This is a genomic window from Deefgea salmonis, assembly GCF_020531905.1.
In the GTDB taxonomy this organism is placed as follows: Bacteria; Pseudomonadota; Gammaproteobacteria; order Burkholderiales; family Chitinibacteraceae; genus Deefgea; species Deefgea salmonis.
This window is the reverse complement of record NZ_JAJAWG010000003.1, coordinates 171896-196083: the sequence shown is the minus strand read 5'-3', so window position 1 is coordinate 196083 and position 24188 is coordinate 171896. Positions and strand designations below refer to the sequence as shown.

The following is a 24188-nucleotide window of genomic DNA, read 5'->3' as shown; positions in this document are numbered from 1 at the left end:
TGTATATGAATGTAGGCTTTGATTGATATAGCCTGCGCTTATATACCTATAGGTAGATAATGACAAAGACGGGGATTTTAGGCTGGATTGGCCGTGGTTTGGCGGCGCTATTAATTTTAGTTTTATTGTGGAATATCTGGATGTTTTTGCATATTTTGGCGTGGCGCTGGATTAATCCGAGCGATAGCGCATTTATGCAAACGCAGCTGGAACGACTACAGCTCGAAAATCCGGCGGCGCAGCTGGAGTTTGAATGGGTCGATTACCCGCAAATTTCACCGCATTTAAAACGCGCCTTAGTGGCGGCTGAAGACGCTAAATTTTTGGATCACGAAGGTTTTGATTGGGAAGGTTTGCAAACGGCGTGGGAAAAAAACATCCAAAAAGGCCGTATTGTTGCCGGTGGTTCGACCATTACCCAGCAGCTGGCAAAAAATTTATTTTTATCCGGCAGTCGCAATCCACTGCGTAAAGTGGAAGAAGCGGTGCTCACGGTCATGATTGAAGCTTTGCTGGATAAACAGCGCATTTTTGAAATCTATTTGAATGTGATTGAATGGGGTAATGGTGTTTTTGGCGCGCAAGCGGCAGCGCAGCATTATTATCGAATTGATGCCAAAAAATTATCCGCCGCGCAATCGGCCAAACTCGCCTCGATGGTGACCAATCCGCGCTATTTTGACAAAAACCGTAAAGATCGGCGTTTATTGCGTAAAGCGGCGATTATTCAACGGCGCATGCCGTATGCCGAAATTCCATAAATGCCACGTTTGAGCCACAGAGCGTATCGATTGCACATGCGAAGTTTGCTAGAGCACAGGCCAAGCATGCAATATGTAGTTCTGTCGTTCGTGCGATGCGGCAGCTCGTTTGCTGTGCCGTATTGAATCTGGGCTGACGATTTAAAAAATGGATCTTCAAGTTTGTTGTGAATTAGCAGGGCCGATGGTCAGCGCTGGTGCTTAGCATGTCGCAATCGCCAGCCAGAACGATGTGTGGTGGTCGATCATGCTTGTTATTTAATGTATTGGCTTGAACAGTATTAATTCAATAGTTTGCGCGAATATACCCCTGAGGTGAGTGCTATTTTAGTGAAAGCAAATCCTGTCAATCAGGCATCAATCCTTGTGTTGCATCTTGGTCTGCTCAAGTGGCACGGTCTTGGCTTGCTCGGTATGCTGATACCACTTTGGTGGGCTGGTGCCGCCAATAGCATCTTCATCACACCTTGTCGTTTGCTCTTAGCCCTGTGTTGTTGCAATGAAGTAAGGAGCGGCCAATGCGCAGCTTAGCCACGGCGCTGGAGATGTTGGGTCAGACCGATGTTGGCCGTTTACGGTCACACAATGAAGATACGATTCGTATCGATACGGAGTTGGGTTTTTTGGTGTTGGCCGATGGCATGGGTGGCTACAACGCGGGTGAAGTGGCCAGCAGCATTGCCGTTGAGGTGATGCATGAAGTGATGCAAGCGCAATTGGCCATGATGGCACTGCACAGCAAAAACGCGCAAAATCTCTCGACGTTAGCTTATGAAATGCTCGCCATTGCGATTAATCGTTCTAACGCGATGATTTTTCAAACCGGTGAAAAACATCCGCAATGCGCTGGTATGGGCACAACCTTGGTGAGCGCCTTATTTTTTGACAATCGGGTAGCGATTGCGCATGTGGGGGATTCGCGGGCTTATCGCTTTCGGCAGCAGCAGTTGCTGCAGTTGTCGCATGATCATTCTTTTTTGCAAGAGCAAGTGGATGCGGGCTTAATCAGTGCCGCTGATGCGCGGCATGCGCCATATAAAAATCTGGTGACGCGCGCGGTTGGCGTTGCGCCAGAGGTGCAGCCTGAGATTCATGAATTTGCCGTTGAAATCGATGACTTGTATTTATTTTGCTCCGATGGTTTGAGCGATATGTTGACCGATGAAGTGATTGCTTTGCAAATGGCCGCGCCCGAGTGCAATTTAAATTTAATGGCGAGTACCTTAGTTGAATTAGCCAATGCCCATGGTGGTAAAGATAATATCTCTGTGATTTTGGTAAAAATTAATCGTGATTTTTCAGTACAGACGGGTTTATTAAAAAAAGTAGGTCATTGGTTTAGTTAGTCGTTAGATATAACGTGTTGCGCCACGTGGATTGACGAATTTGAAAGTATCATTTGGGGCCGATCTTAGTTCGACAAAATAGGCACCAAGACGGTGTAGGAGTTAGGGCGTTGAAAGTTTGGAGTTATGGCTAAATTAATATTAAGTTTTGAAGGCAAACCCGTCAAAGAAATCAATCTAAGCGCCCAGCGTACTTTAATTGGACGCCGTTCGAGTAATCAAATTCAGCTGGATCATTTAGCCGTTTCAGGGGTACATGCGGCACTGGAATGCATTGGCGAAGATTATTTTATTGAAGATCAACACAGTAAAAATGGCACGGCGCTCAATGGTAAAAAAATAAAACGTAGTCGATTAAATAATGCGGATGAAATAAAAATTGCCAAATATCGCCTGCAATTTATTCAAGATCATGCCGCACAAAGTGTGAACGAATTTGAATCAACCATGCCAATGAATCTGCATGAAGCGCCACGCAATGCGTTAATACGAGTATTAACTGGCCTTCATGCTGGGCGTGAATTTTTGATTGATAAAGAGTGCTGCACATTGAGTAAAGCCGGTGTACAAGTGGCAAAAATTCTGCGCCGTGAAGAGGGCTTTTTTCTGGCTCATGTGCAAGGAAAAGAGCGCCCACGGGTGAATGGGTTGCTGCTTAATGCATTAGAGCAGCAATTAAATGAAGCAGATTTAATTGAAATTTTAGATATTCGAATGGCGTTTTTCTTTCGGTAAATTATGACTTCATTGCGTGTACTCGGTTGTAGTGGTGGTATTGGTGGCGCACACCACACTACGGCGTTTTTATTGAATCAAACCATTTTGCTGGATGCCGGCACCGGCGTGGCCGATTTAAGTAGTCGCGAATTATTGCAAATTGAACACGTATTTCTAACGCATGCACATTTAGATCATATTGCTTATTTGCCTTTATTGCTCGATGCCACTTTGGGGGCACGAAAGCGTCCAGTGATCGTGCATGCTTGTGCAGCGACGATTCAAATGTTGAAAACACATATTTTTAATTGGCACATTTGGCCCGACTTTAGTGTGATTCCGTCGGCTGAGCAGCCCTTGCTGCGCTTTGCTGCGATTGAAGTGGGGCAAACGCATTGCGTTGATGCTTTGGCCATTACGGCATTGCCTGCCGAGCACACCATTGCGGCATTGGCGTTTCAAGTGAGTAATTTTACGGCATCGCTGGTGTTTAGTGGCGACACCATTGGCGGGGCTGCGTTTTGGCGGGCGGTGAATCAAATTGAAAATTTAAAGATATTGATTATTGAAACGGCGTTTGCCGAATCCAATGCCAAACTCGCCCAATTGGCCAAACATCTGTGCCCGAGCACTTTAGCGGCCGAGCTAAGGTCCGTGCCGGCGGGGGTTGAGGTTTTAATTACGCATTTAAAACCGAGCGAAGATCAGCAAACAATGGCCGAGATTTTAGCCTTGCAGCCAGCAGCAGCGGTGCGGCGCTTGATTCAAGGAGAAACCATCTGCTTTTAATGGTCTAATCCACCTGAGCCCACAAAATGAATGCGTTCAAAATCAGCACCGCGACTTAAAATACTCACTAAGCGAATGCGTATTTTGCGGTAGCCATCCCAGAGTTCAAGCAAACGACCTTGCCGAAACCAGCCCGTTGGCAATAGCAGGGAATTAGGGACTTTTAAGGCGACCATGGCCGGCAGCAATAACACGTCGATATAGTCGGTTTGGCCAAAACGCGCGGCGTCTTGAGCGCGAATCGAGGCCGCTTGCGGCACACCGGGTAAGAGTTGCACTCCGATTGTCAGCTGCTGGTTTTCCTCTGACAGCCAACGAATTTGTCCCATCAAATACTGCTGCTGGTCTTGAATGATCAACAGCTGCTGTAAAGCCATTCTCTCCTCGCCAACAGCCCCTTGTAAGCGTAAACCGGTGGCGGTTTCATCCAGTACTTGCCAAGGCGTGGTACGAATCAGCGGGGCGGGTTGCGAAGGCGTGCTGGTTTGGCCAAATAAACGAATTTGCATTAATTCTTCACTGCTGATTTGCGCCTCGGCTTGCGGTGGTGGTGTAAAGCGGTCTTTTGCCATCCATGCATGTAAATTACTGAGGCCAAAACCGATTTGAGTAGTTTTTTGGCTGGCTCGACGTGCTAAACAGCGCTCTACTGGATGCTCGCACCATTGGCGATATAAATCTGTGAGTAGTGCCTCCGCCGCAGGCACACCTAATGCAGTGCCTAAACCGATTTTTTCCGGCATTTCGCCACGGCGGAGTAATTTAATGCGTTTACTCAGTGCTTGGGCCAATTGCAAAGTGCTGATGGCCATTTGGCTGTCTTTGCTGGGCCGGTCACGACGCTCTGGCGCAGCGGGAAATTCAAAATCAATGGTAAAAGCTGGGCGGTTCGGTAGCGTTTCGGCAATATGCTCTAAGGCGCAGCGACTAGAAAGTACTTCTAAACATGCACAAATCCAGCTTAAGTAGCGCAAATTATATTGAAACGGGTTGGCCGCCGACAGCAATAAACTATGGATAAAGATATGTTCTGGCGTGGTGACGCCGCCAATGGCCATTAAACTGTCTTTGGCTTTTTGCTGCGCCACACCCAAGCGCTGTGCTTGGTTGTAATGACTAAATTGCTGCGCCCACTGCGTGGCTGGAATCACACGGTGCACCAAAATATAAGCAATATTAACTTGCAAGCTGTAATACAACGTTCGTTCAGCCAGTAAAGTCATGTATTCGGCGATATCGGCCTGTCCGGCAATAGCTGCTTGCCAAATCGATGCGTAGCTTTGTTCTAAGTCTTGCCACAGCGTGAGTGCATCTTGCCAAGATTGATGTTCGATCTCGGTCAGTGGCAGTGCTTTTTGGGTATAACGATTTAAAAACCCATCTTGTACGACATGGATGGTTTCGCGAAATTGCTCAATGATTTTTAAGCGATCTAAAGCCGCAATCTGGCTGTGATTGAGTGCGGTGATGGCTGAGCGGATTTCGGCATGCGCCACCGGCACATTAATTAAAGGCAGTAATTTCAGCCAATCTCTGGCGCTTCTCGCGTCTTGAAATGGCGGCGGTGTGCTTGGCGTATCCGTGGCAGTGAGCGGCGATGGCGTACTCATACGACGATGTGCATGAGTTGTTGTTTTAATTGTGCCAATTGATCCGTGCTGACCATCGGTTCGGCTTGGCGCTGTGCGGTGGCCCAGATGGGAGCCGGAAAGTGCGGGTCATTTTCCCAGCGCGGAATAATATGCCAATGCACATGCGGCACCATATTGCCTAAGCTGGCTAAATTAATTTTATGCGGATTTAAGCATTGCCGAACGATGTGCTCGACTTCCCAAACGATATTCATTAATTGAGTTCGCTCAGACGGAGTTAAATCGCTCATTTCAACCCGATGCGCGTTTAAAATCACCCGGCATAGTCCTGGATAGCCGGCTTCATCGGCCAAAATAATTCGAGCGAAATCATTTTGCCAAATTAATTCACCACCCTCGGTGGTACACAGTAGACAGTTAGCCTGCATTCACAACCTCATGCATTTTCATTTAATGATTACTGCGCAAAAGCATTTTGCTTAAAAAATAGGGCGCAAAAAATATCGCGCCCTATATTGCACCGCATCCGTCTGGCTTACTTACGGCGTGGGTGTCTGGTCATTCTTGCGAACGAACTTAGAGTAACACACGTTCAATGCCGCCTTGACTGGCTTGTTTGACATAGTCCGGCATCCAGTTCGGGCCAAGGATATTTTTGGCAATTTCGATGACAATGTAATCGGCCGTGGTGTCTGAATCATCATCATATCGGCTTAAACCTTGCAGACATGAAGGGCATGAAGTCAGAATTTTCACTTTGGCTTTGCTGTCATGGGCATCGCTACGCAGTTTCGCCGCACCTTTTTCCATCTCTTCTTGTTTGCGAAAGCGCACTTGCGTCGAAATGTCTGGGCGAGCGACGGCAAACGTGCCCGATTCACCACAGCAACGATCATTCAGATCAACACGCTGCCCCATCAATTCATTGGCAACATCGATGCCTTTATAGGTTTTCATCGGTGTATGGCATGGTTCGTGATACATATACTGGGTACCACTCACACCCTCAAGCTTGATGCCCTTTTCAAGCAAATACTCATGAATGTCGAGCAGGCGGCAACCGGGGAAAATATCTTCAAAACGATATTTTTGCAGCTGATCCATACACGTACCACACGATACCACCACGGTTTTAATGTCGAGATAATTCAAAGTGGTAGCCAGGCGATGAAATAACACGCGGTTATCCATGGTGATTTTGTCACCTTTGTCTTGCTGGCCGCTTGAGGTTTGTGGGTAGCCACAGCAGAGATAGCCCGGTGGCAACACCGTGGTCGCGCCCACATGCCACAGCATGGCTTGCGTGGCTAAACCCACTTGGCTAAATAAGCGCTCTGAGCCGCAGCCGGGGAAGTAAAACACCGCATCAGTGTCTTCATTCAGGCGTTTTGGATCGCGGATCACTGGCACCACATTGCTGTCTTCAACATCGAGCAAAGCGCGGGCGGTTTTTTTCGGCAAGCCGCCGGGCATCGGTTTATTCACAAAGTGAATCACCTGCGCTTTGAGCGATGCCGTGCCTAGCGTTGCTGGCGGTGCTTTGGTGATGCTTTTAATTAAGCCAAAACGTTTAGCCAGCGTGTGTGCCAAGCGTTGGCCTTTATAGCCCCAGTCGATCATCACCGTGCGCATCAGTTTAATGGTCGCTGGGTCTTTCATCGTCAAGAACGCCATCCCCAGCGCAGAGCCGGGATTGAATTTCTTTTTGCCTTCTTTGCGTAAGAAATTACGCATCGCAATCGTTACGTCACCAAAGTCGATTTTAACTGGACATGGATTCACGCAGCGATGGCAAACGGTGCAATGGTCGGCAACGTCGCCCAGTTCTTCAAAATGCTTGAGCGAAATCCCGCGCCGCGTTTGCTCTTCGTATAAGAAGGCTTCGGTGAGCAAACCGGTGGCTAAGATTTTATTGCGTGGGCTATAGAGCAAGTTGGCGCGCGGTACATGCGTTGAGCAGACTGGTTTACATTTACCGCAGCGTAAACAGTCTTTAACCATATTGCTGATATTGCCGATATCGGATTGCTCTAAAATCAGCGACTCAGTACCCAGCAGGCTAAACGAGGGCGTATACGCGTCGCGCAAATCCGCGCCGGGCATCAACTTGCCTTTGTTAAAGTGTCCGTTTGGATCGATACGTTGTTTGTAGGCTTCAAACGGTGCGAGCTCTTCACGCGTTAAGAATTCATACTTGGTGATCCCGATGCCGTGCTCGCCAGAAATCACCCCGTTGAGCTCACGCGCCACCCGCATAATGCGGGCAACAGCATGATGTGCGCGTTGCAGCATGTCGTAATCGTCAGAATTGACTGGGATATTGGTATGCACATTGCCGTCACCGGCGTGCATATGCAGTGCAATCCAGGTGCGGCTTTTCAGTACTTTTTGCTGAATGGCGTGAATCGCATCCAAAATTAATTTATCGGTTCGCCCGCCAAACAGCGTTTCTAAATCAGTGAGCAATTCGCGTTTGTATGAAATTCGCAGCACGGAGTCGCGTAGCGCATGAAATACGCTTTGCGGTAATTCATCCAGATCGAGTTCTTTTTCCAGTGGCACCATTGGAAACGCGGTTTGATACAGCTCAAACGCATCGTCCAAATTGCGACCGACCCATTGCCAGTGAATGCGCGAGCGTTCAATAAAGGCCAGCGCCGATTCACGGCGATCACCAATCAGCACATCGTGGCTCACTGGTGCATCACTGGTATCAAACGGCAGGCGTCCTTGCTGGAAAAACGCCGTTAGTTTGTCGAGTAACTCGAGTTTATTGTGAATCGACAATTCAATATTAATGCGCTCAATCGCATCGGAATAATCGCCCAAACGCGGTAGTGGAATCACCACGTCTTCATTGATTTTAAAGGCGTTGGTGTGCTTGGCAATCGCCGCAGTTCGGGCGCGATCGAGCCAGAATTTTTTGCGTTGCTCAGGCAGCACGGCGACAAAACCTTCTCCGCCACGGGCATTGGCCAGCTGCACCACATAGCTGGTGGCTTCGCCTAGCGCGCGCTCATCGTCCGAAACAATATCGGCGATCAGCACCATTTTTGGCCGACCTTTACTCTTGGCTTTGGTGGCATAACCCACAGCGCGCACATAGCGCCAATCCAAATGCTCTAAACCGGCCAGCTGAACTGTTGGATGCGCATCCAGATAATTTTTAATCTCAACAATCGATGGTACTGCGCGGCTGACTTCACCAAAAAACTCCAAACACACTGTGCGAACATGATTGGGCATGCGGTGCAACACAAAGCGCGCACTGGTAATTAAGCCATCACAGCCTTCTTTTTGAATCCCCGGTAAACCAGATAAAAACTTATCGGTGACGTCTTTACCCAGACCTTCTTTTCTAAATTTGGACCCCGGAATCACCAAGGTTTCTTCGCCGATTTTGGTTTTGCCATCGGGTTTGAATTTACTGATGCAAAACGTCGCTTGCGGCGCATCGTGGATTTTGCCCAGATTGTGATCCATCCGCTCGATGAACAACCAATTGCCATCGGGGTCGACCATTTTCCAGCTCACCAGATTGTCCAGTGCAGTACCCCAAAGGACGGCCTTTTTGCCGCCGGCATTCATCGCCACATTGCCGCCAATACAGGACGCATCGGCCGAGGTTGGATCGACTGCAAATACTAAACCGGCCTCTTCTGCCGCTTCCATTACGCGGCGGGTGACAACGCCGGCACCGCAATGAATGGTGGTCACATCGTGATCAACACCAGCAATACGCATGGTTTCGACGCCTTGATGGCGATCGAGTTTTTCTGTGTTAATCACCGCCGAGAGCGGCGTGAGTGGCACTGCGCCGCCGGTATAACCGGTGCCGCCGCCACGTGGAATCACGGTTAAACCCAGCTCGATACAGGCGGCCACCAAGGGCGCCATTTCGGCTTCGGTATCCGGGCACAGCACCACAAACGGATATTCAACGCGCCAATCGGTGGCGTCGGTCACATGGCTAACGCGCGATAAACCATCAAATTGGATATTGTCGCGGCGGGTGTGGGCGGCCATTTTTTTGAGCGTTTTTTTACGCAAAATGGCAACGTCACGAAATTCGCGCTCAAAGGCATCTACCGCTTGCCGTGTGCGGGCGAGTAAAATATTCACGCGCTCATTACTTTGGCGGCGCTTTTCAATCTCGTGCAAACGATGATGCATCGCTTCAACCAACAGTTGTAAGCGTTTATTGTTTTCTAGTAAATCGTCTTGGACGTAAGGATTGCGTTTAACGACCCAAATATCACCCAATACTTCAAACAGCATCCGTGCCGATCGGCCGGTTTTACGCTCTTGCCGTAATTCATCCAATACCCGCCATGCATCTTCACCCATCAGGCGAATGACAATTTCACGATCGGAAAAAGAGGTGTAGTTGTAGGGAATTTCGCGCAAACGTTCAGGCGAGGTCACGTGGCTCACGGCGGTGGGATCCATCATGAAGGGCGTCTCCGGCAGGCAATTACGGCTAAAGGGTGAATTTTAACGGAAAAATGCACGATGAAAGGCGCAAATTTAATGTGGGTATCGTAAAAAAACGTAATTGACTGACACTAAGCTGGTTTTGCTTAGATTTTATGTTGATTTTTACGCTGTTTTTTTGTATTAGCGGTCTATTTCAGGCCGTTACTGAAGCACTTAGATCTGTTGTCGCTGGCTTGACCTACAGCGCAGGTGCGATTTTTGCCGCGACGGGTCTCAAGCTGACATAAGCATCTTTGCAGCGCTGACTATGCCTTGATTTGCCGCGAACAGCGCGTAAGCCGTGGCGGGCAAGCAAACGTCAACAGACCCTAGGTAAACGGCAGCTCCATCGTCTCTAGCTCGGCTTGATGAATTTCATTGAGTAATTGCAGTCGTAAGTGCTGATGTTCAATTTGATGGCGTTGTGCCAATTCAGGTTCGAGTTTGGCGGTATAGCTTTGGGCTAGGGCGGCATGAATGCTGGCTTGTTGATGACGAATCCCTAAATGACTGGCGGTATACAGTGCCGATTGCAGCGTTTCAATGGCTAAATCAAGTTCACCTTTGGCGGTTTGGCATTGCCCCAAAACCAACATGGTATTGGCTTCGCTCCATTGATGGTGATGCAGGCGATTGATTTTGAGTGCCACCATCAAACTCATCGTCGCGCGATCAAGGTCGCCACGTAAGAATTGAATCAGACCAATATTCATATAAATTTCGCCTTCATTGCGATAGCTTTGATCGGCTTTCACTAAGGGCAGGGCACTTTTTAAGGTGCGATAGGCTTCATCCAATTGCGCGCAGCCAATTAAATCGGCGGCAATATTGATCAAAATACTGGCGTGTAAATGATGGTCTTCATGGCTGGCGAGCTCTTGTGCTTTGCGATGGTGGCTTAGCGCGGTTTGGTAGTGTTCGTGCGCATAATACAGCTGCCCTAAACCGATATGCGCTTGGACGCGTGACTCAAGGGCAATCGCTTCGTCGGGCAAGGTGAGGCAGCGATTCCAGCTATCGCGGGCTAGGTGATAAGCACCTAGGGTATATTGCACACGGGCATATAAATTAAGGCGTGCACCTTCATACCTTGCGATATTTTCTTGGTCGGCGAGTGCGTTCAGTTCGATCAGTTGCTGGAGTGATTCGGGATAGCGGCCAAAATTAAAATGCGCTTGCGCGCATAAAAAGAGTGCTTGAGCGCAAAGATGTGGCAATTTGAGTTGCTGGGCCAAGGTTTTGGCGCTCAAGGCCAGTTGCAAGGCCTCGGCGCTTTGGGTGTGGACTAATTTTTGCGCACGATTGAGGCTACGCTCAAGTTCAACAAGGGTCATCATTGATATCGCATTAGGCGGAATCAGCAGCATACCATTGTTATATTTAATATTTACACGCCTATCAGTTTGTTGTCAGCAAAATGGCACGGCAATCCTCGGGTGTTAAGTCAGCTTTTTCGCCAAGTAGTAAGCGATTATGGCGAATGAGTTGTTCGGCCACGCGATCGGCGGCCTCAGTCGCGTCGATTTGATAGTCGCTGAGGCGAGTCGGCAAACCCATGGCAATAAAAAATTGCTCAGTCGCGGCAATTGCTTGCTGTGCAACGCTGATATCGTCACCGGTAAGTTGCCATACGCGGCGGCCCATTTGCGTTAATTTGGCCTGCTTGGCAGCAAAACGATAGCGCCACAGGGCGGGCAAAATAATCGCCAAAGTGCGCGCATGATCAAGGCCATACAACATCGTCAGCTCATGACCCATCGCATGGGTGGCCCAATCTTGGGCTTGGCCCAGTCCGACTAAGCCAAACAAGGCTTGGTTGGCAGCCCACATCATATTGGCGCGGGCGGCATAATTGTCCGGATCATGCAAAGTGATCGGGCCGACTTCGATCAGCGTTTGCAAAATGCCTTCGGCCAAACGATCTTGGACTCGCGCATCGCCAGGATAAGTCAGGTATTGCTCGGTGGTGTGGACAAAAGCATCGACAATGCCATTGCCGATTTGCTGGGCCGGTAATGACAGGGTGCAGTTTGGGTCAAGAATGGCAAACTGTGGGAAAACCAAAGGGTTTTTGAATGACAGTTTGTCATTGGTTTCGCGGCGTGAAATCACTGCAGCAAAATTACTTTCCGAGCCGGTGGCCGGTAAAGTTAGCACCACCCCGATGGGCAGTGCGCTCAGCAGCGGCGTGCGATTGCCAACGATCAGCCAGCAATCGCCAGCATGTGGGATGGCTGCGGCAATAAATTTAGCGCCATCGATGACCGAGCCACCGCCGACAGCCAAGATATAGTCGAGCTGATGCTCGCGGCCAAAACGCACGGCTTGCATTAAGGTTTCGTATTCAGGATTGGCTTCAATGCCAGAAAAAGCTTGCCAGTGATGATCTTTAAGCGCAGTGCAAACTTGTTCATACACGCCGTTGCGATGAATGCTGCCGCCGCCGTAGAGCAATAAAACACGCGCTTGCGGGGGAATTAAGGTGCTGATTTTGGCGATACTGCCGTGACCAAATTCGATACGACAGGGATTATGAAAGCTAAAGTTTTGCATTGTTCGCCACCAAAAAGTCAGTCAATTGACTGAGTATATCGCGGTGTGGTGGCGCAATGCCTTACTGTGTTTGATTTGTTTATGCTGGCACAAAGATTGTCGGTGTCGTTGGGTTGCTTTGGCGTAATTGTTGCTCCAGCTGCGCCAGCCGTGCAAATAGTTGTGGGTCGAGCAATCGGTGGAAATTTTCTTGGTAAAGCCGGTGATGATATTCGGCCTCAGGGGCTTGGCCCATTTCACGAAATAGTCCGGCTAAAAATTGATGAATTAAAAAAATCTTATGCCCGCAACCCATGCGTTTTGACATATCGAGTGCGCTCAAAAAGCTGGCCACGGCGGCCGACAATTGCCCTTGTGCTTGCTGAGCGCGGCCGTTGACGATGTGCCAGCTAATCTCACCCCAAGCCCAAAAATGCACGATATGACGCCCTTCTTGGATAAACGCATTTGCCTCTAGGTATTGCCCTCTGGCTAAGGCAAGAAGTGACTTGTAGGTGAATACTTCACCCAGGTATTTCAGATGCTGAATAGTCCGTGTAATGGCCTCGGCTTTATTGAGCGCCACTTGCGCCGCAGCAAAATCCTCTAGTGCGTATAAATCGGCCACAAGATTAATACATAACCGCGCTTGCAATTCATGGTCAATATGTCCATCAAGCCACTGCTCAGCCAAGCGATGATGGCGCAGTGCATCGGCAAAGCGGCTACAGGCAAAATAAATCTGACCGAGACCAATGTGGGCATTAATTCGGGTTTCTCTGGCAAATTGGGCATTGCCTAAATCAAGGCAGTCGGACCAATAATCAATTGCCGTGCTGTATTCGCCCAGCGTGTAGTGTGCGACGCCCAAATGATGCAATAGATCACCGCGTTCTGCCTCTAAATCATGGGCTTCGGCGATGACTAAAGCGGGCAGTAAGACATGACAGCCTTCATGGATTTGGCCAAAAGCAAACAACATACTCATCTGTTGGTGTAAAGCGGCAATCTGTAGCCGTGGCGTGCAGCCCGAGTGGGCGCGCTGAGCGGCCTCTTTGGCCAGTGCTAACGAGGCGTTAGGATCGGTGTAGGTGAGCTGTTTGCTGCGCTCAAGTAGCGCTAAAACTGGGCTTTCTGATGGATCCATTTTGCTGCGCCTGCACAATGCGGACTTCGAGCTTACGCATCGTGCGGTATGGAATCAAGTTTTTTTGCGACTTCAGTTTTTAATTGTCACTTTCAAGTAAGCGTGTTTGCCCGCGACAAAGTTGATGCAGCTGATTGAGTGTGCTTTCCCGCAAGTGGCGAGGGAGCGTTAAGCTTAGAATTACTTCGGTGTTGGTAAAATCGCTGCAGTTAATACCAATGCTGTGTTGTTGCAAATAATGGCGAACTTTATTTTCTTCGGCAAACGGCAGCGCCACTTGCAATTGATCCATCGGCACGGTCTCGATATATTCAGCGGCCAATAACGGGCGCGCAATCGCATCGGTGTAGGCGCGAGTTAATCCGCCAGCGCCGAGTTTAATCCCGCCAAAGTAACGAATCACCACCGCCAAAACGCCATCTAAATGCTTGTGTTGCAGCACTTGCATCATCGGCCGCGCGGCGGTGCCTGACGGCTCGCCATCGTCTGACATGCCCGATTCGCCGCCAGCGAGTAAGGCCCAACACACATGGCGCGCTTCGGGGTGTTGTTGTTTAAACTCGGCCACCAAACCTAAAGCTTGGGCGCGATTATTTACCGGAATGACATAACCGATAAAACGACTTTTTTTAATGATGATTTCTGCGTCAACCGCATTGGCAAGTGTGGTGCTCATGCCGGCATTTTACGCGCCATGATGGATAAGTCGATCAGTAAAAGTGGGCTTGCCCGCATGCCGCCTGAGCGAAGCGGCCTTTTGTTGGATCCATCGCCAATGACATGGATATTGAATGGGCTGATTGGGGGGTAACGCAAAAAACGTATTAATCGTGCTGCACCGCGCAGTCCCTTGGTGTAGCCTTATTGTTTTTTAATTGTGTGGGGTTACGCTGTGATTAAAAGCATTATTTCTGATATGGATGGCGTAATTTACCGTGGCAAGCAAATGATTCCGGGGGCTGACACCTTTGTACAAAAATTGCTGTCAGCCAATGTGCCGTTTTTGTTTTTGACCAATAATGCGTCACAAACGCCGCTTGATTTAAAACTCAAAGTGGAAAGCTTGGGCATTCATGGTCTAACTGAAGACAACTTCATTACCAGTTCGATGGCGACTGCGATGTTTTTACGCAGTCAAAAAGAAGGTGCCAAAGTGTATGTCATTGGCGGTGGCGGCTTAATTAATGAGTTGTATAACGTCGGTTTTTCGATGTCGGAATCCAATCCTGATTATGTGGTCGTCGCCAAATCGACGACGTTTAATTTTGAGCAACTGAAAAAAGCCGTGCACTTTATCGATCATGGCGCCAAATTTATCGGTACCAATCCCGATATGGTTGACCCAGTTGAGGGCGGCTATGAGCCAGCAGCGGGCACGATTTTGGCGGCGATTTCGGCGGCCACCGGCAAAAAACCGTATATCGTTGGCAAGCCGAATGCTTTAATGATGATGATCGCGTGTCGTAAGTTGGGCTTTCATCCCGAAGAATGCTTGATGGTCGGTGATCGGATGGACACCGATATTGTTGGTGGACTTGAAGCCGGTATGAAAACCGCGCTGGTGCTGTCGGGCGTTACTAAGCTCGACATGCTCAATGAATTCCCATATCGCCCCGATTATGTATTTAACGACGTGGGTGAAATTGAATTTGCTCAGCTGTAATTGCGTGTTGTTGCATTCGCTGCAAGGTGAAAGCTTTAGCGCTCGATGGTGATAACGCCCGCGATGAGATCCATGTCGCGGGCGGGGTTTTGCAAGCAAACGTTAACAGACCCTAGACGGCTATTTTTTGCTGCTGGCGCGATGATTGCATATTGCCGGGTTTTAGGCGGCGCAGGGCTTGACCATCGGCATTAAAGACATGAAACGCATTACTTGGCGCGCTAATGCTAATTGGCGTGCCAAGTTGTACTTCGCGTTCGCCATCGCCGCGAACCACGATATCAACGCCATTGGCCAGCGTGAGATACAGATAATTGGCTTCACCTAAATGTTCCACCAAATTAACGACCCCAACTAGGGGTATACCGCTGTGAGCGTCTTCAATTAAGTGCTCTGCGCGTATACCTACCGTAACTGCATCGCCCACTTGCGCGCTGTCATTGGCAACGAATGCAGTAATGACGATGCCGCCCGCCAAAGTAATCGACAGCCCTTCGGGCACAATGGCTTGCACCACGCCTTGAAGTAAATTCATTTTTGGCGAACCAATAAAGCCGGCAACAAATAAATTGGCCGGTTGTTGGTAGAGCTCAAGCGGTGTACCTGCTTGCTGAATATGACCGCCTTCCATCACCACAATTTTGTCACCGAGCGTCATCGCTTCGATTTGATCGTGCGTCACGTAAATCATTGTGGCGTTTAAATCGCGGTGCAATTTAGCGATTTCCAGTCGCGTTTGTACGCGTAATGCCGCGTCCAAGTTCGATAGTGGCTCGTCAAACAAAAATAATTTCGGCTCACGCACAATCGCCCGACCAATCGCCACACGCTGGCGCTGGCCGCCGGAGAGTTCGCGCGGTAGGCGCTCAAGCAAATGATCAATTTTTAAAATCTTAGCGGCATTTTTAATCCGCACGTCGATTTGCGCTTTGTTTTCTCCGGCGATTTTAAGGCCAAACGCCATGTTTTTGTACACGCTCATATGCGGATATAAGGCGTAGCTTTGGAACACCATCGCGATGCCGCGTTCGGCCGGTGTTAGATCATTCACTACGGTATCGCCAATCGACAATTCACCGCCAGTAATGGATTCCAAGCCGCAAATCATCCGCAGCAGCGTCGATTTTCCGCAGCCCGACGGGCCAACCAGCACCACGAACTCGCCGTGCTGTACATCTAGATTGATACCATCCAATACTTTGGCTTTGCCATCGTAGGATTTAGAAAGATTATTCAGTGTTACGTTGGCCATAAGGCACCTCTTGAAAACAATAATTTAAGTCGCGTGATGGCGTTAAAAACATCCACCACAGAGGCACAGAGACACAGAGGAAGGTTCAGCTTGATCGCTCTGCTGGTCTTTATGCCGGTCTAATATTTAGCTTTTTTACTTCTTTCTCTTGAAGTTAAATCTCGTCAGCGTTCTGATGTGTCTAATCAGTGCCATGCACTGCGTTATTGGGGTTTTCTTTGTGTCTCCGTGCCTCTGTGGTGAAGGGTTTTTTACTCACCTATTTCACCGCTCAGCGTTAAGAACTTCAAAAATCGCCATGCGTTTTTCTTTGTGTCTCTGTGCCTCTGTGGAGGAGGGCTTTTTACCCCACTTATTTCACCGCTCCCGAAGTCAGGCCGCGTATCAGTTGGCGTGAGAAGATGCTGTATAAAATCAGCACCGGAATCACCGCCAGGCTGAGTGCGGCCAAGACGGAGTTCCAGTCGGTGACGTATTGACCGATAAATTGCTGTACGCCGAGGGTGACGGTTTGGGTTTCTTCGCTGGGCGCTAAAATCAGCGGAAACCACAAATCGTTCCACACCGGAATCATCGTAAACACCGCCACCGTGGCGACGGCAGGACGAATCAGTGGCAGAATCACTTGGAAGAAAATCTTGAATTCACCAACGCCATCACAGCGCGCGGCTTCTTTGAGCTCCTTTGGAATTTGCGCGATAAATTCGCTCAAAATCATCACCGCCAACGGCAAACCTTGTGCGGTATACACCAGCACCAAGGCGGTTAGGGTGTTGATCAGATTGAGCTGAACGATGAGCTCCAAAATCGACACTGTGCCCAAGCGAATCGGCACCATAATCCCGATCATCATATAAATCGCCAAAATCCGGTTGCCACGGAATTTGTATTCCGACAGTGCCCAAGCCGCCATTGCGCCAAACAGCAAAATCAACGCGAGTGAGGCCAGCGTGACGGTTAGGCTATTGCCGAAATACAGCATGAAATGCGATTTGGCGATGACGCGCTCAAAACCGCCGATGAAAAACGTTTCGGCGCTGGGAAAAGCCAGCGGATTATCAAAAATCGCCGCTTTGGTTTTAAAGGCATTGATTAAAATTAAAACAATCGGAAACAAAGCCAGCAGCGTGTAAGCACCCAGCATGCAATGCACGCCGAAGGCGGAGAGGGGTTTACAGATATTTTTTTTCATAGAAACCTCGAAATGATAAAACCCGACGCAGAGGCGCAGAGGAAAAACGAATAAGTCATGTTTAATTTCGACCAAATTAATAGAATGAAATGTGTTTTTTTGCCTTTCTCTGCGTCCTCTGTGCCTCTGCGTTGGCCGTTTTTTTAGCCAATCACAATTCATAACGCGTTAGCTTGCGCTGCACGAAGTAAAAGTAAGCGCCGACGCCACAGAGGATGACCAGAAACATCAACGTTGCCACTGCCGCGCCCATCGTTGGGCTGCCGATTTGGCTTTGGTAGCCAAAGAAGGTGCGGTAAAACAGCGTCCCCAAAATATCGGTACTGTAGTTCGGCCCCGCAATCGCGCCTTTGACTGAGTAAATCAAATCAAAGGCATTAAAGTTGCCGACATAAGTCAGAATCGTCACCAAGCCTAGCGTGGGTAAAATCAGTGGCAGTTTGATGTCCCAGAAAATACGCCAGCTTGACGCGCCTTCAACGTAGGCGGCTTCGACGATGTCTTCGGGTACGGCCAGTAGCGCGGCGTAAATCAACATCATCGGAATACCAACAAATTGCCAAACCGAAATTAAAGCCAGGGTAATCAGCGCTGAGCCTTCTTCACCCAGCCATGGCTGGAAATACCCCCCTAGTCCGACCGCATTCATCATTGATTCCGAAACGCCCCACAGTGGCGACAAAATCAGTTGCCAAATAAAACCAATAATCACCACCGACAGCAGCGTGGGGAGAAAAATAAAAGTGCGGTATTGCCGCGCGAACTTGAGCCCTTTGAGTGACAAAAATGTCGCTAAGATCAAGCCAATGGGGTTTTGAATCAGCAAATGAATCAAAAAAAACTTAAAGTTATTGCCCATCGCATTCCAAAACGCACTTGACCAAGCGGGGTCAGTGAGAATGGTCAGGTAATTACTCAATCCCGAAAAATGGCTGGCACCGGCGTCGTTGGTGGCGTAAAAACCAAGACGCAAGGTGTCAAGTAAAGGTAAGGCGCTAAAGACCGAATAAATCAGTACCGCAGGCGCAAGAAATAAAACGATATGCCAGCGTTTCATCACAACTCCAAAAAATCAAAAAAGACGGGTCAATCACAGTGGATGTATATGGTGGGTTGTCGCTTACGCTCCGTAACCCACCCTACGAGCCGAATCAATCAGTACCGCAGGCGCAAGAAATAAGACGATATGCCAGCGTTGCATCACAACTCCAAAAATTCAAAAAAGACGGGTCAATCACAGTGGATGTATGTGGTGGGTTGTCGCTTACGCTCCGTAACCCACCCTACGAGCCGAATCAATCAGTACCGCAGGCGCAAGAAATAAAACGATATGCCAGCGTTGCATCACAACTCCAAAAAATCAAAAAAGACGGGTCAATCACAGTGGATGTATATGGTGGGTTGTCGCTTACGCTTTGTTAGCCACCCAATGGGCCGACGCGTGCGAGTCCACATTCGAAGCATAAAAAAAACCGGCGGCACGCCGCCGGCTCAACTCACGCGGGGTGAGGGGCTGATCGATTATTTTTGCTGCGGGGCGTACCATTTTGCAAAACCAGTTTGGATTTGCGCTGCGGCTTCTTTGGGGGCCATTTTGCCGTTCAGCACTTGCGAGCTGACATTCCACAGTTCATTTTCCATCGCTGGCGTGCCACGGTTCATGATTTGCGCGTTCAGGCGAATGGTGGATTTGCAGGTTTTGCGCCAATCGAGCATTTGCTTGGCAACAGGGTCTTGCACCGAAATCAAATGATTCGATAGGGAGAAAAAGCCGGTGACTTTATTGGTGTAAAGGTCGGCAAATTCTTGTGAACCGAGCCACGCCAAGAATTTATACGCATCGGCTTTGTTTTTGGCTTTGGGATTCACGCCCATGCCAATGTCGGTGTGATCCGAGATATAGCATTGGTCGCCCGCTTTAGCGACAGGCGGTGGGAAGGCACCAAAGTCTAAGCCTTCTTTATTAAAGTAAGCGATGTCCCAGCTACCGGCTGGGTAGACGCCGGCTTTGCCCATGGCGAATAAGTTTTGGCTATCGGCATACGTTTGCGCTGAAGCACCTTTACCCATTAACGGGCCCATTTTGCTCAGTTGTTCCCAAGCGGCAACAAATTGTGGGTCGGTAAATTTGGCTTTACCGGCGATCAAGGCTTTGCGGCCTTCTTCGCCTTTCCAGCTATTGGCGCCGACGTTGGTCAAAACTGTTTGGTTTGATTCCCACTGATCGGCGGTACCTAAAGCGATTGGCGTTTTGCCGGAGGCTTTGATTTTTTCCATTGCGGCAAAGAACTCTGCTTGCGTTTTGGGTACTGGCAAGTTCAGTTCTTTAAAGATTTTTTTATTGTAAAAATAGCCATGAATCACCGAGGCCATGGGCATGCAGTAGGTTGTTTTGCCATCATCGGTTTGCCATGCCACTTTGGCGGATGCAGGGAAGTTTTCCATGCCGGCTTTGCCGTCGAGTTTTTCGAGCTGACCTTTTTTAAATAAATCGAGTGATTTATCAAAGGGACGGCAAGTGATTAAATCGCCAGCAGTGCCACCGGTTAAGCGCGCCGTTAAGCTTGAGTCATATTCAGTCGGGGCGGTTGGCGTAAATTTAACTTGAATGCCAGGGTTCTTTTTTTGAAATGCTGGAATTAACACTTCTTCCCAGAGGGTTTTATCATCGACCCGCCAAGATTCGATATTCACCGTTCCCGCTTGGGCTGTTCCTGCCGCGAATAAGGTCGCTAGTAAAAGATGACGTGTGCTGAGCGTGCGCATGCGATTTAATCCTCGTGTGTGTGCCGTGATCTATTTGTCTCGGTGGCGCTAAATTAGCATCGAGTAATTTGTGACACTAGCGACGCGGATTTTCTGCTCAAATTATGCTGATGTTGTTGAATTTATTGGACTACATGACATTGGCCTGCTTTTTTTGCGTTACAAAAAATCACAGAGAAAAGGTGAAAAAACGACAAAATGCTGACAAAAGCAGCTTTATCCTATGTAATCCTCTGCTTTGGCCGAATTGCATATCGGCATAAAAAGAAATGTTTTATTACGCTTTTCCTTGGAAGCTTACGATATAGTCGACTTAATTCATGGAGAATTGCGACAGGTGTTTGAATCAATAGTGAAAATCATAAAATATCCTGCCATCAGTCTGGTTTTGTTGCTACTGAGTAGCGCACTACATGCCGCAGAGCCGCTCGATGTTTTGCATTGGTGGACTTCGCCCAATGAGCGGCGGGCGGCGGATTTTTTGCGGCAAAAAATGGCCGAAGAAAATATCGAATGGCGCGACTCGGCGATTCCGGGGGGCGCTGGAGGCGGGGCGATGAAGGTGCTCAAAAGCCGCGTGTTATCGGGTAAGCCGCCGGCGGTGTCGCAATTGATCGGCCCGGCCATTCAAGAATGGGCTGAGCTGGGCTTGATTTTAGAAATAGACAGTGCTGCAGCACGTTGGCAAAGCCAGTTGTTTCCCACGGTGTGGAATTTGGTTGAGCATCGGCAACATACGGTGGCGGTGCCGTTGGGGATACATCGCATCAATACCTTGCTGTATAACAAGAAAATATTTGATCGTTTGGGATTAAAGCCGCCGCGAGATTTTAACGATTTTCGCCGGATTGCTTTAATATTGCAGGCCGCTGGGATTACGCCTTTGGCGCAAAGTAACGAAGCTTGGCAAGTGGCGACATTATTTGAAACGCTGGTGCTGGCCGAGGGCGATGTAGCGTTTTATCGAGATTTATTTGTAAAAAAAAATCCACAAGCGTATCTAGATCCGCGTTTTGCGCGCGCCTTAAATCGTTTGCGCGAATGGAAAACCTATACGCATAAAGGTAACGGTGATGTGTCGTGGACCGAGGTGGCCAAACAGTTTGCCAGCGGGCAAGCGGCGATGTTGGTGATGGGCGATTGGATGAAGGGAGAATTAGTCGCGCAAGGTTTGCTATTGGATGTCGATTTTGCCTGCAGTACGGTGCCAAAAACAGAAGATAGCCATTTATACAGCATTGATACTTTGGTGATGTTTGCCGGTGATTATGCCAAGCAAGTCAATCAAGAGCGCTTTGCACAATTGATGGTGTCGCCAGCGGTGCAGCTCGGTTACAACCGGATTAAAGGCTCGATTCCAGTGCGCCGAGACATGGATATCGCCAGTTTGGATAGCTGTAGCAAGGCATCATGGCGGGCTTTTTCACGCGGCAGCGCGTTTCAAGCGCCGAGCTTGGTGCACCGGATGGCGGCCGATGAAACCTTTAAAGACGTAGTGGTGGCGCAGATTCAAACCTTTTATTTAGACGATAAAATTTCAGTCGTTGAAACGCAGCAACGGTTAGCTGCGATGGTGAAAGCGTTAAATCGCAAAGAAGAATAATCGATGTGGACTTGATCGCCAACAGCGCTTGCGACGTGCGCCATATTGGATAGATCGATTGAAAAGGACAGGGAATGAGCCGTAATATTTTAATTGTGGATGATGATTTAAAAACCCGCACGCTGCTTAAAGCGTATTTGGAACGCAATCAATACGATGTTCGGCTTGCGCCCGATGGCGAAACCTTTTTGAACGAATTTGATCGCTATAAAGACGAGCTCAGTTTGGTGATTTTGGACGTGATGTTGCCCGACACCGATGGCTTTGCTTTGTGCCAAACGGTGCGAAAAAATAGCAATGTGCCCATTATCATGCTGACCGCCAGCTCGGACGAAACCGATCGGATTGTGGGACTTGAATTGGGGGCCGATGATTATATTGCCAAGCCGTATAACCCCCGTGAATTACTGGCGCGCATCAAAGCGATTCATCGCCGTACCGGCATTGAAACCGGCTCAGGGACTGGGCGCTACTATCGTTTTGTCGGTTTTACGCTCGATACGGTGGAGCGTAATTTAATGTCGCCCGATGGCGAGGTCGTCAAACTGACGGGCTTGGATTTTCAGTTATTGAAAATGTTTTTAGAGCATCCCGGACAAATTTTGGATCGCAGTCAATTGGCCGAAGAAACCCGTGGCCGTGATGCAGGGCCACTGGATCGCTCGCTCGATGTGCAAGTGAGCCGCTTACGGCAACGTTTAGAAGACGATGGCAAGCATCCTAATCTGATTAAAACCGTGCGCGGCGCGGGTTATGTGCTCTCGGCGGAGGTGACTATTAGCCATGTTTAAAGGGCAGTGGCAATGGCTGCGTGAATTGGCGCGGCGTGCGCGCTTAATGAGTATGCCGCGTTGGTTGGAGCATATTTTGCCATCGCGATTATTGCCGCGATTATTGTGGGTGATGGCAGTGGGGGTGTTGGCTTCGCAATTAATTGGCAATGCGATTTGGGCCAATTATTTGCAAAATAAGTCCGAGCAAGAGGTGAGTGCGGCGGCGGATCATATCGCCCGCGGCGCGGTCAGTGCGGTGCATTTTTTTCAAAGTTTACCGCCTAATTATCGGCCACTGGTGATTCAGCAATTGCGTGAAATGGGCGGCACGCGGTTTTTTGTTACGGTCAATGATAGCCCGATTCCCCTGCATAGTATTGCCGTACAGCCCTTATCTAATCAGGTTTTGCAGGTAATACATCGAATATTTGAACAAAAACTACCGCAGTTAACTGATTTGCGTTTGGCCTTTGCTTGGCCCAATCAATTGGCGGTGTCGAGTGACGGTATGACGGTATCGCAATTGCCCGATCACTGGATTAAAAACACCTTATTGATGGAGCCCAGACCGGCTCCGGTGTTGGTGATTCAGACTGAAATCGAGCCCGGGCATTGGCTGTATTTGGCCACCTTAATGCCTGATCCTTATTTTTTGGATAATAGCGATCCGATGCCGCCTGAGCGCTGGCTATTGCAATTGATTACCTTGATTACGGTCTTGCTGCTGACTTGGGTGGTGGTGCGTTGGATTACGCGGCCCTTGGCGGCGCTATCAGAAGCGGCCGAAGCGTTTGGTAAAGGCGAATCGCCGCCGTTACCGGCCGAAGGCAGTGAAGAATTTATTCGCACCGCCCATGCGTTTGGTGCGATGCGCGAGCGAATTCAACGCTATTTAGAAGACCGTGAAAAACTATTTGCTGCGATTTCGCATGATTTGCGCACGCCGATTACGCGCTTGAAATTACGCACCGAAATGCTCGACGATGAAGCCATCCGATTGGAGTTTCATGAAGACCTCGACGAGCTCGATATGATGGTCAAAGGCGCTTTGCAAAGCGTGAAAGACAGCGATATTCATGAAAACCGCACCCGAATTCGTCTCGATGCTTTGCTGGGCCGGATGGTGAGGGATTCACGCATGGCAGGGCATGAAATTGCCTATAGCCGCTGCGGTTTATGGGTAATGGTCAAGCCGTTGGCACTCAAGCGCGCCTTAAGTAATTTGATCGACAATGCCTTGTTTTATGCTGAGCGGGTTGAGATTTCGGTGCTTGAAGGCGTGGGCAAGGTGGTGATTGTGGTGCGCGATCATGGCCCGGGCGTACCGGATGAAGCGTTGGCGACCTTGTTTGATCCCTATGTTCGCTTAGAGCATGGCCGTCAGCATAATCATCAAGGGCATGGTCTGGGGCTAGGGATTGCGCGTAATATTATTCAGGCCCACGGTGGTGTTTTAGAGTTGAGCAATCATTCACAAGGTGGTTTGCAGGCGATGATTATTTTGCCTAAGGATTGAAAGCTCGGTGAAATCCCATGGGCGCATGCTGGCGAGAGTTCCAGTACAATCCAAATTTTCGAA

The 24188-nt window shown here is 49.1% G+C and carries 19 protein-coding genes; 8 read left to right on the top strand and 11 right to left on the bottom strand.

Going from position 1 to position 24188, the window contains the following annotated elements; translation table 11 throughout:
* The first annotated feature begins 59 nt into the window (after nucleotides 1-59).
* From mtgA to LG219_RS07140, 4 genes are all read left to right on the top strand, one after another.
* On the top strand, nucleotides 60-761 hold the full coding sequence (gene mtgA, locus LG219_RS07155; protein WP_226763835.1) for a monofunctional biosynthetic peptidoglycan transglycosylase: 702 nt from the start codon (nucleotides 60-62) through the stop codon (nucleotides 759-761).
* Between the two features lie 518 nt (nucleotides 762-1279).
* Nucleotides 1280-2107, top strand: coding sequence for a Stp1/IreP family PP2C-type Ser/Thr phosphatase (locus tag LG219_RS07150; RefSeq protein WP_226763834.1), 828 nt, complete (start codon nucleotides 1280-1282; stop codon nucleotides 2105-2107).
* 126 nt (nucleotides 2108-2233) lie between these two features.
* Complete coding sequence (locus LG219_RS07145) at nucleotides 2234-2842, top strand: FHA domain-containing protein (RefSeq protein ID WP_226763833.1); 609 nt, start codon at nucleotides 2234-2236, stop codon at nucleotides 2840-2842.
* Between the two features lie 3 nt (nucleotides 2843-2845).
* Nucleotides 2846-3613, top strand: a complete 768-nt coding sequence (locus LG219_RS07140) for an MBL fold metallo-hydrolase (protein WP_226763832.1) — start codon at nucleotides 2846-2848, stop codon at nucleotides 3611-3613.
* Here the strand turns inward: LG219_RS07140 and LG219_RS07135 are convergent.
* The 7 genes from LG219_RS07135 to LG219_RS07105 all read right to left on the bottom strand — a co-directional run bounded on the left by LG219_RS07135 (nucleotide 3610) and on the right by LG219_RS07105 (nucleotide 14036).
* Nucleotides 3610-5223 (bottom strand): cyclic-di-GMP receptor FimW-related protein, encoded by a 1614-nt coding sequence (locus LG219_RS07135; RefSeq protein WP_226763831.1) that lies wholly within the window; start codon nucleotides 5221-5223, stop codon nucleotides 3610-3612. The genes LG219_RS07140 and LG219_RS07135 overlap by 4 nt on opposite strands.
* On the bottom strand, nucleotides 5220-5633 hold the full coding sequence (locus tag LG219_RS07130) for an HIT family protein (protein WP_226763830.1): 414 nt from the start codon (nucleotides 5631-5633) through the stop codon (nucleotides 5220-5222). The genes LG219_RS07135 and LG219_RS07130 overlap by 4 nt, the downstream gene beginning before the upstream one ends.
* 148 nt (nucleotides 5634-5781) lie before the next feature.
* Nucleotides 5782-9657 (bottom strand): DUF3683 domain-containing protein, encoded by a 3876-nt coding sequence (locus LG219_RS07125; RefSeq protein WP_226763829.1) that lies wholly within the window; start codon nucleotides 9655-9657, stop codon nucleotides 5782-5784.
* A gap of 353 nt (nucleotides 9658-10010) precedes the next feature.
* On the bottom strand, nucleotides 10011-11018 hold the full coding sequence (locus LG219_RS07120) for a tetratricopeptide repeat protein (protein WP_226763828.1): 1008 nt from the start codon (nucleotides 11016-11018) through the stop codon (nucleotides 10011-10013).
* A gap of 61 nt (nucleotides 11019-11079) precedes the next feature.
* The gene (locus tag LG219_RS07115) at nucleotides 11080-12234 is read right to left on the bottom strand and encodes an iron-containing alcohol dehydrogenase (RefSeq protein WP_226763827.1); all 1155 of its coding nucleotides are present in this window, start codon (nucleotides 12232-12234) and stop codon (nucleotides 11080-11082) included.
* 79 nt (nucleotides 12235-12313) lie between these two features.
* Nucleotides 12314-13360: a tetratricopeptide repeat protein gene (locus LG219_RS07110; protein WP_226763826.1), complete on the bottom strand. Its 1047-nt coding sequence runs from the start codon at nucleotides 13358-13360 to the stop codon at nucleotides 12314-12316.
* Between the two features lie 79 nt (nucleotides 13361-13439).
* Nucleotides 13440-14036, bottom strand: a complete 597-nt coding sequence (locus LG219_RS07105; protein WP_226763825.1) for an IMPACT family protein — start codon at nucleotides 14034-14036, stop codon at nucleotides 13440-13442.
* 216 nt (nucleotides 14037-14252) lie between these two features.
* Here LG219_RS07105 and LG219_RS07100 point away from each other — a divergent pair, with 216 nt between their 5' ends.
* Nucleotides 14253-15023, top strand: coding sequence for an HAD-IIA family hydrolase (locus LG219_RS07100; RefSeq protein WP_226763824.1), 771 nt, complete (start codon nucleotides 14253-14255; stop codon nucleotides 15021-15023).
* A gap of 112 nt (nucleotides 15024-15135) precedes the next feature.
* Here the strand turns inward: LG219_RS07100 and LG219_RS07095 are convergent, their stop codons facing one another.
* The 4 genes from LG219_RS07095 to LG219_RS07080 all read right to left on the bottom strand — a co-directional run bounded on the left by LG219_RS07095 (nucleotide 15136) and on the right by LG219_RS07080 (nucleotide 20233).
* Nucleotides 15136-16275: an ABC transporter ATP-binding protein gene (locus LG219_RS07095; protein ID WP_226763823.1), complete on the bottom strand. Its 1140-nt coding sequence runs from the start codon at nucleotides 16273-16275 to the stop codon at nucleotides 15136-15138.
* Between the two features lie 352 nt (nucleotides 16276-16627).
* Nucleotides 16628-17467 carry a carbohydrate ABC transporter permease gene (locus LG219_RS07090; protein ID WP_226763822.1) on the bottom strand — a complete coding sequence of 280 codons (840 nt, stop codon included), beginning with the start codon at nucleotides 17465-17467 and terminating at the stop codon, nucleotides 16628-16630.
* Nucleotides 17468-17618: 151 nt separating this feature from the next.
* Entirely contained in the window at nucleotides 17619-18524 is a 906-nt protein-coding gene (locus LG219_RS07085; RefSeq protein ID WP_226763821.1) for a carbohydrate ABC transporter permease, read from the bottom strand.
* Between the two features lie 464 nt (nucleotides 18525-18988).
* On the bottom strand, nucleotides 18989-20233 hold the full coding sequence (locus tag LG219_RS07080) for an ABC transporter substrate-binding protein (protein WP_226763820.1): 1245 nt from the start codon (nucleotides 20231-20233) through the stop codon (nucleotides 18989-18991).
* A 352-nt stretch (nucleotides 20234-20585) separates the two neighbouring features.
* Here LG219_RS07080 and LG219_RS07075 point away from each other — a divergent pair, with 352 nt between their 5' ends.
* The 3 genes from LG219_RS07075 (at nucleotide 20586) to LG219_RS07065 (ending at nucleotide 24125) form a co-directional block, all read left to right on the top strand.
* Entirely contained in the window at nucleotides 20586-21836 is a 1251-nt protein-coding gene (locus LG219_RS07075; RefSeq protein WP_226763819.1) for an ABC transporter substrate-binding protein, read from the top strand.
* 74 nt (nucleotides 21837-21910) lie between these two features.
* Entirely contained in the window at nucleotides 21911-22627 is a 717-nt protein-coding gene (locus LG219_RS07070) for a response regulator (protein WP_226763818.1), read from the top strand.
* Nucleotides 22620-24125: an ATP-binding protein gene (locus LG219_RS07065; protein WP_226763817.1), complete on the top strand. Its 1506-nt coding sequence runs from the start codon at nucleotides 22620-22622 to the stop codon at nucleotides 24123-24125. Before LG219_RS07070 ends, LG219_RS07065 begins: the two co-directional genes overlap by 8 nt.
* Nucleotides 24126-24188 lie beyond the last annotated feature (63 nt).

What these genes read in the sequence shown, in the direction of transcription:
- mtgA (WP_226763835.1), top strand. Translation starts at nt 60, where the DNA reads ATGACAAAGACGGGGATTTTAGGCTGGATTGGCCGTGGTTTGGCGGCG.
- LG219_RS07150 (WP_226763834.1), top strand. Translation starts at nt 1,280, where the DNA reads ATGCGCAGCTTAGCCACGGCGCTGGAGATGTTGGGTCAGACCGATGTT.
- LG219_RS07145 (WP_226763833.1), top strand. Translation starts at nt 2,234, where the DNA reads ATGGCTAAATTAATATTAAGTTTTGAAGGCAAACCCGTCAAAGAAATC.
- LG219_RS07140 (WP_226763832.1), top strand. Translation starts at nt 2,846, where the DNA reads ATGACTTCATTGCGTGTACTCGGTTGTAGTGGTGGTATTGGTGGCGCA.
- LG219_RS07135 (WP_226763831.1), bottom strand. Translation starts at nt 5,223, where the DNA reads ATGAGTACGCCATCGCCGCTCACTGCCACGGATACGCCAAGCACACCG.
- LG219_RS07130 (WP_226763830.1), bottom strand. Translation starts at nt 5,633, where the DNA reads ATGCAGGCTAACTGTCTACTGTGTACCACCGAGGGTGGTGAATTAATT.
- LG219_RS07125 (WP_226763829.1), bottom strand. Translation starts at nt 9,657, where the DNA reads ATGATGGATCCCACCGCCGTGAGCCACGTGACCTCGCCTGAACGTTTG.
- LG219_RS07120 (WP_226763828.1), bottom strand. Translation starts at nt 11,018, where the DNA reads ATGATGACCCTTGTTGAACTTGAGCGTAGCCTCAATCGTGCGCAAAAA.
- LG219_RS07115 (WP_226763827.1), bottom strand. Translation starts at nt 12,234, where the DNA reads ATGCAAAACTTTAGCTTTCATAATCCCTGTCGTATCGAATTTGGTCAC.
- LG219_RS07110 (WP_226763826.1), bottom strand. Translation starts at nt 13,360, where the DNA reads ATGGATCCATCAGAAAGCCCAGTTTTAGCGCTACTTGAGCGCAGCAAA.
- LG219_RS07105 (WP_226763825.1), bottom strand. Translation starts at nt 14,036, where the DNA reads ATGAGCACCACACTTGCCAATGCGGTTGACGCAGAAATCATCATTAAA.
- LG219_RS07095 (WP_226763823.1), bottom strand. Translation starts at nt 16,275, where the DNA reads ATGGCCAACGTAACACTGAATAATCTTTCTAAATCCTACGATGGCAAA.
- LG219_RS07090 (WP_226763822.1), bottom strand. Translation starts at nt 17,467, where the DNA reads ATGAAAAAAAATATCTGTAAACCCCTCTCCGCCTTCGGCGTGCATTGC.
- LG219_RS07085 (WP_226763821.1), bottom strand. Translation starts at nt 18,524, where the DNA reads ATGAAACGCTGGCATATCGTTTTATTTCTTGCGCCTGCGGTACTGATT.
- LG219_RS07080 (WP_226763820.1), bottom strand. Translation starts at nt 20,233, where the DNA reads ATGCGCACGCTCAGCACACGTCATCTTTTACTAGCGACCTTATTCGCG.
- LG219_RS07070 (WP_226763818.1), top strand. Translation starts at nt 21,911, where the DNA reads ATGAGCCGTAATATTTTAATTGTGGATGATGATTTAAAAACCCGCACG.
- LG219_RS07065 (WP_226763817.1), top strand. Translation starts at nt 22,620, where the DNA reads ATGTTTAAAGGGCAGTGGCAATGGCTGCGTGAATTGGCGCGGCGTGCG.